The sequence below is a fragment of the Solimonas soli DSM 21787 genome (assembly GCF_000474945.1).
Classification (GTDB): domain Bacteria; phylum Pseudomonadota; class Gammaproteobacteria; order Nevskiales; family Nevskiaceae; genus Solimonas; species Solimonas soli.
The window spans coordinates 4,003-15,719 of the sequence record NZ_KI440841.1 but is presented as its reverse complement, the minus strand read 5'-3'; the positions used below and the strand labels follow the sequence as shown (position 1 = coordinate 15,719).

The 11,717-nt window shown below is 71.1% G+C and carries 11 protein-coding genes; 10 read left to right on the top strand and 1 reads right to left on the bottom strand.

The features are described from left to right. The coding region (gene fliR, locus K344_RS22645) for a flagellar biosynthetic protein FliR (RefSeq protein WP_043115035.1) at window positions 1-718 on the top strand (718 nt) is incomplete at its 5' end. A 17-nt stretch (window positions 719-735) separates the two neighbouring features. On the opposite strand, the gene K344_RS0119315 is transcribed toward fliR, so the two are convergent. Continuing rightward, window positions 736-1,683 carry a CE1 family esterase gene (locus K344_RS0119315; RefSeq protein ID WP_028082055.1) on the bottom strand — a complete coding sequence of 316 codons (948 nt, stop codon included), beginning with the start codon at window positions 1,681-1,683 and terminating at the stop codon, window positions 736-738. A 154-nt stretch (window positions 1,684-1,837) separates the two neighbouring features. Here K344_RS0119315 and flhB point away from each other — a divergent pair, with 154 nt between their 5' ends. The 9 genes from flhB (at window position 1,838) to K344_RS0119270 (ending at window position 11,547) form a co-directional block, all read left to right on the top strand. Further along, entirely contained in the window at window positions 1,838-2,980 is a 1,143-nt protein-coding gene (gene flhB / locus K344_RS22640) for a flagellar biosynthesis protein FlhB (RefSeq protein ID WP_084197639.1), read from the top strand. A gap of 16 nt (window positions 2,981-2,996) precedes the next feature. Further along, a complete protein-coding gene (gene flhA / locus K344_RS0119305) occupies window positions 2,997-5,054 on the top strand; it encodes a flagellar biosynthesis protein FlhA (protein ID WP_028082054.1) in 2,058 nt (685 codons plus the stop codon). Between the two features lie 30 nt (window positions 5,055-5,084). Beyond that, the gene (flhF, locus tag K344_RS0119300; RefSeq protein WP_028082053.1) at window positions 5,085-6,257 is read left to right on the top strand and encodes a flagellar biosynthesis GTPase FlhF; all 1,173 of its coding nucleotides are present in this window, start codon (window positions 5,085-5,087) and stop codon (window positions 6,255-6,257) included. Continuing rightward, on the top strand, window positions 6,244-7,146 hold the full coding sequence (locus K344_RS0119295; protein WP_051362437.1) for a MinD/ParA family protein: 903 nt from the start codon (window positions 6,244-6,246) through the stop codon (window positions 7,144-7,146). The genes flhF and K344_RS0119295 overlap by 14 nt, the downstream gene beginning before the upstream one ends. Continuing rightward, window positions 7,143-7,877, top strand: a complete 735-nt coding sequence (locus K344_RS0119290) for an RNA polymerase sigma factor FliA (RefSeq protein WP_028082051.1) — start codon at window positions 7,143-7,145, stop codon at window positions 7,875-7,877. The genes K344_RS0119295 and K344_RS0119290 overlap by 4 nt, the downstream gene beginning before the upstream one ends. A gap of 20 nt (window positions 7,878-7,897) precedes the next feature. Then, a complete protein-coding gene (gene cheY, locus K344_RS0119285) occupies window positions 7,898-8,290 on the top strand; it encodes a chemotaxis response regulator CheY (RefSeq protein WP_028082050.1) in 393 nt (130 codons plus the stop codon). After that, window positions 8,287-8,979, top strand: coding sequence for a protein phosphatase CheZ (locus tag K344_RS23270; protein WP_157623143.1), 693 nt, complete (start codon window positions 8,287-8,289; stop codon window positions 8,977-8,979). The genes cheY and K344_RS23270 overlap by 4 nt, the downstream gene beginning before the upstream one ends. Window positions 8,980-9,047: 68 nt before the next feature. After that, the gene (locus K344_RS0119275; RefSeq protein ID WP_028082049.1) at window positions 9,048-10,814 is read left to right on the top strand and encodes a chemotaxis protein CheA; all 1,767 of its coding nucleotides are present in this window, start codon (window positions 9,048-9,050) and stop codon (window positions 10,812-10,814) included. Continuing rightward, window positions 10,807-11,547 carry a flagellar motor protein gene (locus K344_RS0119270; RefSeq protein WP_028082048.1) on the top strand — a complete coding sequence of 247 codons (741 nt, stop codon included), beginning with the start codon at window positions 10,807-10,809 and terminating at the stop codon, window positions 11,545-11,547. Before K344_RS0119275 ends, K344_RS0119270 begins: the two co-directional genes overlap by 8 nt. Window positions 11,548-11,717: the final 170 nt, after the last annotated feature.

Here is an 11,717-nt window from a genome sequence, read left to right as displayed (position 1 = left end):
GCTGGCGCGCATCAGCTCGGCCCTGCTGATCGCGCCGGTGCTCGGCTCGGCGCGCGTGCCGCCGCGCATCCGCATGCTGCTCGTCCTGCTGCTGACGCTGCTGATCGCGCCGCAGCTGCCGGCGCCGCCTTCCGCCGCGCTGCTGTCGTCGGGCTGGTGGGCCATCCTGCTGCAGCAGATCGCGATCGGCCTGCTCATCGGCTTCACCCTGCAGCTGGTGTTCGAGGCGGCGACCTTTGCCGGCGAGATGATCTCGGCCAGCGCCAGCCTCAGCTTCGCGACGCTCGCCGATCCGCTGCGCGGCGTGTCGACGCCGGTGCTCGGCCAGTTCCTGATGATCGCCGTGACCTTGCTGTTCCTCGCACTCGGTGGCCATCTGCAGCTGATCGGCTGGCTGGCGCGTTCGTTCACGCTGTTGCCGATCGGCGGCGACGGCGTCGGCCTGCCGCAGGTCCGGCTGCTGCTGCGCTTTTCCGGCCAGCTGTTCGCCGGCGGCCTGATGCTGGCGCTGCCGGTGATGATCGCGCTGCTGGCGATCAACCTCGCGCTCGGCGTCATCGGCCGCTCCGCGCCCTCGCTGAACCTGTTCGCGGTCGGCTTCCCGCTGAGCCTGATCGCCTGCCTCGTGCTGCTCTACGTCGCCCTGCCGGCGATGATGGAGAAGATGGGCGTGCTGCTCGACGGCGGCTGGCAGGCGATGGCGGGCTGGCTGCAGTAGGCGAGGCAGCCGGTCCGCTACGGCAGGCCGTCGATGAAGTCCGCCGCGGCATCGAACAGGCTGAAGCCGGCGGCCGATTCGAGCGAGGCGATCTTGTGCTCGCCGGTGAAGACGCGCTGGACCTTCAGGCGGCCATCGCAATCGGTCCAGGTGTCGACGTTGCCGCTGCGCGCCGCCTGCAGCAGCGTCGGCGTCGCGCCGCAGGCCAGCCTGGCGTGCCGCTGGTGCACCTGCCATTCGCCGATCAGCGTCGGATCGACCCAGGAGCCCGGCGGCGAGGCTTGCACCAGGAGCGGGGTGACCGTCCAGGTCGCCGCCGCCCAGTCGCCGTCGACACCGAGGACCTGATCGCTGTTGCCGATGATGCCGTAATAGGGCTGCGCGACGCTCGGTGCGCAGGCATGGTCGAGGTAGAACTCGGACGCCGGTCCCGCTATCGCAACGTAGCCGTCGAAGGTCTGCGGCGACTCGCACCAGAAGCGGTTGGCCATCATGCCGCCGTTCGAGTGGCCCATCAGATAGACCTTCGAGACGCCGTACCGCTGGCGGATGTAGTCGGCGAGCGCCTCGAGGAAGGCGACATCGTCCTCGCCGGACCGCATGACGTGGTTGTCCCAGGTGTAGGCGTTGGCACCGATCGCCTGGCCCTGCGGCAGCACGGCCATGATCTTGCGCGCGCGCAGCCGGGCGAAGTCGACGCTCGCCTCGCTCGGCGGGCCGTCGTTGCCGTTGAGGCCCAGCGCATGGGCGATGCCGTAGTTGTGGTCGCCGAGACCATGCAGGATCACCACGGCCTTGTCGGCGTCGTCGACGCCGTAGACGTCGATCGAATGCGGGTAGCCCGGCAGCGTGACGGTATCGAGGCCGTCGACCGGCGCGGGCGTCGCGCCGTCACCGCCGCCGCAGGCGCAGAGGGCGAGCAGGCCGGACAGGGCAAGGCTGCAGGCGATTCTGCGTTGGGGCATCGGGGGCTGCCGGGTCGTCGATCGTGGCCTTCATCATGGCGGGCGCCGCGCGGCGCCGGATCGGCGGGGTGCCGAGCGGCGCGATCGGCGCTTCGGACGGTCGGTTGCGGGTGCCGATCTTGCATGGGCCGCGCGCACCCGAACGGAATCCGCGATGAGCGGCGACAAGACCGAACGCCCCACAGCCAAACGCCTGCGTGAAGCGCGCGAGCGCGGCGAGCTGCCGCGCTCGCGCGAGCTGAGCTCGGCGGTCGTCGTCGGCAGCGGCGTCGCCGTGCTGATGGCAACCGGCGCCGGCATCGCCGCGCGTGCCGGCGCCTGGCTGCGCCTGGCACTGCAGCCCGATCCGGCGCTGCTCGATGACGCCCGCACCATGCTGCCCTGGGCCGGCCGGCTGAGCGCGGAGGGCTTCCTGATCGTGCTGCCGCTGCTGCTCGCCGGCCTCGTCGCGGCCGCCGTCGGCCCGCTGCTGCTCGGCGGCTGGAATTTCTCGGTGAAGGCCCTGCGCTTCGACGCCGGCAAGGTCAATCCGCTGTCCGGCATCGCCCGCATGTTGTCGACGCAGTCGCTGGTCGAGCTGCTCAAGGGCATCGTCAAGGCCTTGCTGCTCGGCGCGCTCGCCGCCGCGTTCCTGTGGAAGCATCGCGACGGCTTTCTGGCACTGGCGCGCATGGACGTCGGCCCCGGCATCGGCGCCGGCGTCGGCCTGGCGATGTCCGCGCTGCTGTGGCTGAGCGGCGGCCTGCTGTTCATCGCCCTGGTCGACGCGCCCTACCAGTGGCTGGCCTGGATCAAGCGCCTGCGCATGACGCGCCAGGAAGTGCGCGACGAGTTCAAGCAGGCCGAAGGCAGCCCGGAAGCGAAGGGCCGCGTGCGGCGCCTGCAGCAGGAGCGCTCGCGGCGCCGCATGATCGCCGCCGTGCCCGGCGCCGACGTGGTCGTCGTCAATCCGACGCACTACGCGGTCGCCCTCAAGTACGACGCGCCGAAGATGCGCGCGCCGCGCGTCGTCGCCAAGGGTGTCGACGAAGTGGCGCTGGCGATCCGCGAGGCCGCGCGCGGCGCGAAAGTGGCGATCGTCGAAGCGCCGCCGCTGGCGCGCGCGCTGTACCGCGGCGCGGCGATCGATCAGGAGATCCCGGTCGCGCTGTACGCCGCCGTCGCGCAGGTCCTGACCTACGTTTATCAGCTGCGCCAGTACGCCGGCGGCGCCGGCGGCGCGCCTGGCACAAGGACTGCACCGCCGCCGCAGCCCGACATCGGCGATGTGCCGAACGGGCAGCCCGACGAACGCTGATCCACGCCGCCCGCCGATGAACCTCAACGCCCTGCTGCAGAACCTGCGCGGACTCGAACGCAAGGGACTCGCCGCGCCCATCCTGCTGCTGATGGTGCTGGCGATGATGGTGGTGCCGCTGGCGACGCCGGTGCTCGACCTGATGTTCACGCTGAACATCACCATCGCCATCGTCGTGCTGCTCGGCGTCATCTACGTGATGCGGCCGATGGACTTCTCGGCCTTCCCGACGGTGCTTCTGTTCGTGACCCTGCTGCGCCTGGCGCTCAACGTGGCGTCGACGCGCGTCGTGCTGCTGCACGGCCACCAGGGCTCGCACGCCGCCGGCCGCGTCATCGAGGCCTTCGGCAACTTCGTGGTCGGCGGCAACTACGCCGTCGGCTTCGTGGTCTTCATCATCCTGACCATCGTCAACTTCATGGTCGTCACCAAGGGCGCCGAACGCGTTTCGGAAGTCTCGGCGCGCTTCATCCTCGACTCCCTGCCCGGCAAGCAGATGGCGATCGACGCCGATCTCAACGCCGGCCTGATGACGCGCGACGAAGCGCGCGAGCGGCGCAACGAGGTGCGCGAGGAAGCCGACTTCTACGGCTCGATGGACGGCGCCAGCAAGTTCATCCGCGGCGACGCCCTGGCCGGCATCCTGATCCTGGTCATCAACGTCATCGGCGGCCTGCTGATCGGCACCCTGCAGCACGGCCTCGGCCTCGGCGAAGCGCTGAAGAACTACACGCTGCTGGCGATCGGCGACGGTCTCGTCGCGCAGGTGCCCTCGCTGCTGCTGTCGACCGCGGTCGCGGTGCTCGTCACGCGCATGTCGAAGTCGCAGGACATGTCGCAGCAGGTGGTCGGCCAGGTGTTCGGCCAGCCGCGCGTGCTGGCGATCGCGGCGATGGTGCTGGCGCTGGTCGGCTTCGTGCCGGGCATGCCGAACTTCATCTTCCTGCTGCTCGCCGCCGGCTGCGGCGGGCTGGCCTGGCTGCTGGCGAAGAAGCAGCGCACGGCCGCCGCCGCGCCGCCGCCGCCGGCGGCGCCGAGCGCGCCGGCCGAACTCGGCTGGGACGACGTCGGCCGCACCGACGCGATCGGCCTCGAAGTCGGCTATCGCCTGATCCCGATGGTCGACGCGCGCCAGGGCGGCGAGCTGATGGCGCGCATCAAGGGCGTGCGCAAGAAGCTCACGCAGGATCTCGGCTTCCTGGTGCCGCCGGTGCACATCCGCGACAACCTCGAGCTGCAGCCGTCGAGCTATCGCCTGCTGGTGCACGGCGTGCCGGTCGCCGAGGCGCAGGTCTATGCGGATCGCGATCTGGCGCTGAACCCCGGCCGCGTGTTCGGCACGCTCGACGGCATCCAGACCACCGATCCTTCGTTCGGCATGCCGGCGGTGTGGATCGAGCGCGGCGCGCGCGAGCACGCGCAGACGCTCGGCTACTCGGTCGTCGACTGCTCGACGGTGGTCGCCACGCATCTGTCGCAGATCATCCAGAACCACGCGCACGAGCTGTTCGGCCACGACGAGGCGCAGGCGCTGGTCGCGCAGCTCGCCAAGCAGGCGCCGAAGCTGGCCGAGGATCTGGTGCCGAAGCTGCTGCCGCTGTCGGTGTTCACGCGCGTGCTGCAGGCGCTGCTCGCCGAGCGCGTGCCGATCCGCCATCTGCGCGTGATCGCCGAAGCCCTGGCGGACGGCGCCACGCGCAGTCAGGATCCCGTCGCGCTCGCCGGCCACGTGCGCGTCGCGCTCGGCCGCCAGATCGTGCAGGAAATCAACGGAATGGCGCCCGAGCTGCCGGTGCTCACGCTCGCCGCGCCGCTGGAACAGGTCCTGCAGGACTCCCTCAAGAGCGGCGGCGCGGCGATCGAACCCGGTCTCGCCGAACGCATGCACCGTGCCATCGCCGATGGCGCGCGCAAGCAGGAGCAGGCCGGCCAGCCGGCCGTGCTGCTGGTGCCGAACGGACTGCGTCCGCTGCTCGCCCGATTCACCCGCCAGACCGTTCCCGGACTGCACGTGCTGTCGTACGACGAAGTGCCCGACAGCAAGCGCATCCGCATGGTCGGCGCCGTCGCCTGAAGTGCCAAAGGAATTGCCGAGTAGAGCGCGATGAAGATCAAACGATTTCTGGCGAAGAACATGCGCGAGGCGATCCGCATGGTGCGCGAGGAGCAGGGGCCAGACGCGGTCATCCTCTCCAACCATCGCGTCGCCGACGGCGTCGAGGTGGTGGCGGCCACCGACTACGACGCCGCGCTGATGCAGCAGGCGATCCGCCGCGCCGCGCCGCCGGAGCCGCCGAGCCCGCCGTCGCGCGTGCGCGACGACGCCGAACCGCCGCCGCCGATGCCGCCGCCGCCCTCGCCGGAGCTGCAGCAGCTGCGCCAGGAACTGGGCGGCATGCGCAAGATGCTCGAATCGCAGATGGCCGGGCAGGCCTGGCGCGAGCTGCGCGAGCAGCCCGAGAAGCTGCGCGCCCTGCAGGCCATGATCCAGCTCGGCATCGAGCCGCGCCTGGCGCGCGAGATCATCGGCGAACTGCCGGCCGCGGCCGACGCCGAGCGCGCGCGCTTCCTGCCGCTGGGCCTGCTGACGCGGCGCATTCCGGTGCTGCCGAACGATGTCGTGCTCGACGGCGGCGTGATCGCGCTGGTCGGCCCGACCGGCGCCGGCAAGACCACGACCATCGCCAAGCTCGCGGCGCGCTACGCCGAGCGCCACGGCACGCGCGACCTGGCGCTGGTCAGCACCGATCACTTCCGGGTCGGCGCGCAGGAGCAGCTGTTCACCTACGGCCGCCTGCTCGGCGTGCCGGTGCAGACCGCGGCCGGCGCCGACGAGCTGCGCCTGGTGCTGTCGCGTCTCGCCGACCGCAAGCTGGTGCTGATCGACACCGCCGGCTTCGGCCCGCGCGACGCGCGCCTGCAGGCGCAGGCGGCGATCAAGGGCCACGGCATGCAGAACTGGCTGGTGCTGTCGGCGACCACGCAGGCCGCCGATCTCGACGCCGTGATCCGCCGCTACGCACCGGCCGCGCCGAGCGCCTGCATCGTCACCAAGCTCGACGAAACGCTGCGCATCGGCGGCGTGCTGTCGGCCGCCATCCACCATCACCTGCCGATCGCCTACTGCTGCGACGGCCAGCGCGTGCCCGAGGACATCGACGCGGCGCGCGCCAACCAACTCGTCCTGCGCGCCACGCAACTGGCGCGCAGTCATCCGGCGCGCATCGACGACGCGACGCTGGCCCTGCAGTTCGGAGCCGTCCATGTCGCACAGTGAATTCAAGGGCGGCGACGCCGCCAGCGGACAGGCCGCCGGCCTGCGCCGCCTGCGCGCCCCCAAGCCCGTCCAGGTGATCGCCGTCACCAGCGGCAAGGGCGGCGTCGGCAAGACCTCGGTATCGGTCAATCTCGCCGTTTCGATGGCGCAGGCCGGCAAGCGCGTGATGCTGCTCGACGGCGACCTCGGGCTCGCCAACGTCGACGTCATGCTCGGCCTGCAGCCGACCTACAACCTCTCGCACGTGATCGCCGGCCAGTGCACGCTCGACGACACGATCATCGAAGGGCCGTCCGGCGTCATGGTGGTGCCGGCCTCGAGCGGCAAGCGCAACATGGCCGAGCTGTCGGGCGCCGAGCACATCGGCCTGGTGCGCGCCTTCTCGGAACTGCAGCGGCCGCTCGACACGCTGATCGTCGATACCGCCGCCGGCATCGCCGACAGCGTCATCACCTTCTCGCAGGCCTCGCAGCAGGTCGTCGTCGTCGTCACCAGCGATCCGCAGTCGCTGACCGACGCCTACGCGCTGATCAAGGTGCTCAACCGCGATCACGGCATCTACCGCGTGCACGTGCTCGCCAACCAGGTGCATGCGCCGCGCGAGGCGAACGAGATCTTCGAGAACCTGCGCCGCGTCGCCGAGCGCTTCCTCGATGTCACGCTGTCGTCGATCGGCTTCGTCCCGCACGACGACTGGCTGAAGCGCGCCGTGCGCCGGCAGCGCGCCGTCGTCGACGCCTATCCGGCGGCGCCGAGCGCCATCGCCTTCCGCGAGCTGGCGGCCACGGCGATGAACTGGGGCGCGCCGCTCGGCGCGCGCGGCAATCTGGAATTTTTCGTCGAACGCCTGATAGGGACCGGCGCGCTGCCGGCAGGAGTCTCCGCATGAGCAGGAATGCCGCCGCCGCGCCAGCGCAAACGATCGACGAGACTGCGCTGGTCCGCCAGCACGCCGATCTCGTCAAGCGCATCGCTCATCATCTGGCGGCGCGCCTGCCGTCGAGCGTCGACGTCGACGATCTGATCCAGGCCGGCGTCATCGGCCTGATCGAGGCGGCGCGCCACTACAACGGCACGCGCGGCGCGTCGTTCGAGACCTACGCCGGCATCCGCATCCGCGGCGCCATGCTCGACGAGTTGCGCCAGACCGACTGGGCGCCGCGCTCGGTGCATCGCCGCGAGCGCCAGGTCGCCGAGGCGATCCGCGAGATCGAGCAGGAGCGCGGCCGCGAGGCGCGCGATCACGAGATCGCCGAGCGCCTGAAGATCGGCCTCGCCGAATTCAACGCGATCGTGCAGGACGCGTCGCGCTGCCAGGTGCTGAGCCTCGACGACGGCGGCGAGGACGGCGACGAGACCGTCGACACCCCCGATCCCGGCGACGGCCCGCTGCAGCAGCTGCAGCAGGACGAGTTCCAGCGCGAGCTGGCGCAGGCCGTCGGCGAGCTTCCGGAACGCGAGCGCCTGGTGCTGTCGCTGTACTACGAGCGCGAACTGAACCTGCGCGAGATCGGCGCGGTGCTCAAGGTCAGCGAAAGCCGCGTCTGCCAGATCCACGGCCAGGCCCTGCTGCGCCTGCGCGCGCGGCTCAAGTTCTGGCGCGAAGCGGTCGCTATCTGAGGCTTGGGCGAGAGGACACCATGGACAAGAACATGCGGATTCTGGTGGTCGACGATTTCTCGACGATGCGGCGCATCGTGCGCAACCTGCTCGGCGACCTCGGTTACGTCAATGTCAGCGAGGCCGACGACGGCAAGACCGCCTGGCCGATGCTGCAGACCAGCCATTTCGATTTCGTCATCACCGACTGGAACATGCCCGGCATGACCGGCATCGAGCTGCTGCGCACGATCCGCGCCGACGCGCGCACCGCCAAGACGCCGGTGCTGATGGTGACGGCCGAGGCGCAGCGCGAGCAGATCATCGAGGCCGCGCAGGCCGGCGTGAACGGCTACATCATCAAGCCGTTCAACGCGGTGACGCTCAAGGAAAAGATCGACAAGATCTTCCAGCGCATCGGCGAGACGGCGTGACGGCTTCGCCCATGGCCGAGATCCGCAACGACCGCAGCGTGCTGATCGAGGCGCTGAAAGCCTGGCTCGAACGGCTCGAGAGCGGCGGCAGCATCGACGCGCCGCCGGCGCTCGCCGAGCTGCTGCAGAGCGCCGACCACGCCTTCTACCGGCAGGTCGCCGAGCTGACGCGGCGCCTGCACACCGCGGTCGTCGAGCTGCGTCTCGACGAGCGCCTCAACCGTCTCGCCGGCGACTGCATCCCCGATGCGCGCCTGCGCCTGCAGCACGTCGTGGCGATGACGGAGGCGGCGGCGCATCGCACGCTCGATCTCGTCGACCAGATGCGCGGCGTCGCCCAGCACGTGGCGGCGACCGCCGCCCGGCTGGGCGGCACGACCGCCGATCCGGCGCTGGCGACGGCCTTGCTCGGCGACGCCGCGTCGCTGCGCGACAAGCTCAGCGAGCTGGCCACCGCGCAGGAGTACCAGGACCTCACCGGGCAGATCATCAAGCGCATCATCGCCCTCGTCGAAGAAGTCGAGCGCGCGCTGCTCGATCTGCTCGGCGCGCATGCCGGCACGCTCAAGCCGGCGGCCGCGCTGCCGATAGCGGAAGGGAAGGCTGAGCTCGCCGGACCGGCCATGCCGGGACAGGCGTCCGCCAGCCAGCAGGACGCCGACGCGCTGCTCGCCAGCCTCGGCGTCTGATCCGACGCCGCGATGGCGCCGGCGCGCGACCCGCGCCGCCGCCATCGCCTCCGAGACTTCGTGCCGCCATGAGCTCCAGCGACGACGACATCCGCGCCGATTTTCTTGCCGAGGCCGGCGAGATCGTCGAGCAGCTTGCCGGTCAGCTGATCGCCCTCGAGCGCGCGCCGCAGGACGGCGCGCTGCTCAATGCGGTATTCCGCGCCTTTCACACCATCAAGGGCGGTGCCGGCTTCCTGATGCTGGTGCCGCTGGTCGAGGTCTGCCACGCCGCCGAGGACGTGCTCAATGCCGTGCGCAACGGGCGCCGCGCCTTCGACGCCGCGGTGATGGATGCCGTGCTGCACGCCGTCGATGCCGTGCAGACCATGATGGCCGAGGTGCAGGCCGGCGCGGCGCCGAGCGCCGCCGAGCCGGCGCTGCTGGCGGCCCTGCACGCGCTGCTCGAGGCGCCGCGCGCGGCGGCCGCGGTGGCCGCGCCGGTCGCCGGCGGCGGCGGCACGACGATCAGCGACGACGAGTTCGAGGCGCTGCTCGATCAGCTGCACGGCAAGCAGGGCGCGCCGGGCGCTGCCGCCGGCCGCGCCGCGCCGGCCGCGCCACCGATCGCGGCGATCGCGCCGCCGCCGCCGGTGCCCGCGGCGGCGCCGCCCGCGAAGCCGGAAGCGGAGACGGTGCGCGTCGAAACCTACAAGCTCGACCAGCTGATGAACCTGGTCGGCGAGCTGGTACTGGTGCGCAACCGCCTGAAGGCGCTGAAGGGCGAACTCAGCGAGGCGGCGATGCGCAGCGTCGGCGAGCTCGACGCCATCACCCGCACCCTGCAGGGCACCGTCTCGCAGGTGCGCATGCAGCCGATCGGCAAGGTCTTCGCGCGCTTTCCGAAACTCGCGCGCGACATCGCCCGCCAGCTCGGCAAGCAGGTCGAGGTGGTGCTCGAGGGCGAGGAGACCGAGCTCGACAAGAATCTGGTCGAGGCGCTCGCCGATCCGCTCGTGCACATGGTCCGCAACAGCGTCGACCACGGCGTCGAGATGCCGGAGGCGCGCGTCGCCGCCGGCAAGCCGGCGACCGGCCGCCTGTGGCTGCGCGCCAGCCAGCAGGGCGACCGCATCCGCATCGACATCCGCGACGACGGCGCCGGCATCGACGCCGAGCGCGTGCGCGCCAAGGCCATCGAGAAAGGCCTGATCGACGCCGAGTCGGCGGCCATGCTGCCGGCCGCCGACTGCCTGCAGCTGATCTTCCTGCCGGGCTTCAGCACCAAGGACCAGGTCTCCGACCTGTCCGGCCGCGGCGTCGGCATGGACGTGGTGATGTCCCGCATCAAGCGCCTCGGCGGCAGCGTCGAACTCGATTCGCAGGCCGGCGCCGGCACCACGCTGCGCATTCTCGTGCCGCTGACGCTGGCGGTGCTGGCGGCGCTGATCGTGCGCTGCAACGGCCGCCGTTTCGCGCTGCCGCTGGCGCCGGTCAGCGACGTGTTCGTGCTCGACGAGCGCGAGCTGCGCCGCGACGGCCGCTGGGACGTGGTGCCGGCGCGCGGCGCGCCGCTGCGCCTGGTGCATCTCGACCGCTGGCTCGGCGCCGACGCCGAGGCCGGACTGCGCCACGTCGTCGTCGCCCAGGTCGGCGACGAACGCTACGGCATCGTCGTGCGCGAGGTGGTCGGCCGCGAGGAAGTGGTGGTCAAGCCGCTCGGCGCCAGCCTGCGCGGGCTCGCCGGCCTGTCCGGCGCGACCGTGATGCCGGACGGCCGCATCGCCCTCATCCTCGATCTCGCAGGCCTGGTCGCCGCCGCGCGGGCGCCGGCCGAAGGGACGGCGCGTGGATAAGCTCTCGGTGGTCGGCATCGTGCTGGCGCTGATGGCGCTGATCGGCGGCGCCATTCTCAAGGGCGCCGGCGCCGGCGCCCTGCTGTCGCCGGCCGCCTTCACCATCGTCATCATCGGCACGCTGGCGGCGATCTTCGTGCACACGCCGACGCAGACCTTCGTGCACGGCATGAAGATGGCGAAATGGGTGTTCGTGCCGCCGCGCCAGCAGCCCGAGGCGCTGATCGAGCGCATCGTCGGCTGGAGCGGCACCGCCCGCAAGCAGGGCCTGCTGGCGCTCGAGGGCAGCGTCGAGGGCGAGTCCGATCCGTTCATCCGCAAGGGCCTGCAGATGCTGGTCGACGGCGCCGAGCCGGACGCCATCCGCAACATCCTCGAGGTCGAGCTGCAGACGCGCGAGCACCTCGATCTGCAGGGCGCCAAGGTCTTCGAGGGCATGGGCATCTACGCGCCGACGCTCGGCATCATCGGCGCCGTCATGGGCCTGATGGCGGTGCTGAAGAATCTCGCCGATCCGAGCAAGCTCGGCCACGGCATCGCCGCCGCCTTCATCGCCACCATCTACGGCATCGGCAGCGCCAACCTGTTCTTCCTGCCGATGGCCGCCAAGCTCAAGGCCGTGGTCGCCGAGCAGACGCGCATCCGCGAGATGCTGATCGAGGGCCTGATCTCGATCTCGCAGGGCGAGAACCCGCGCAACATCGAATCGAAGCTCCGCGGGTACCTGCATTGACCGCGTGCGCGCCCGACCGCCTCCGCACCCAAGCCTCTCCTGCGCAGGAGAGGGCTCGTGGCGCCGCGCGTTCATCGATGATTCCCCTCCGCCCGCTCGCGGGGGGAGGGGCCAGGGGAGAGCGCGTGCGGCACGCGGTGCGGGCCACGTCTCCTGCGGCACGACCCTCC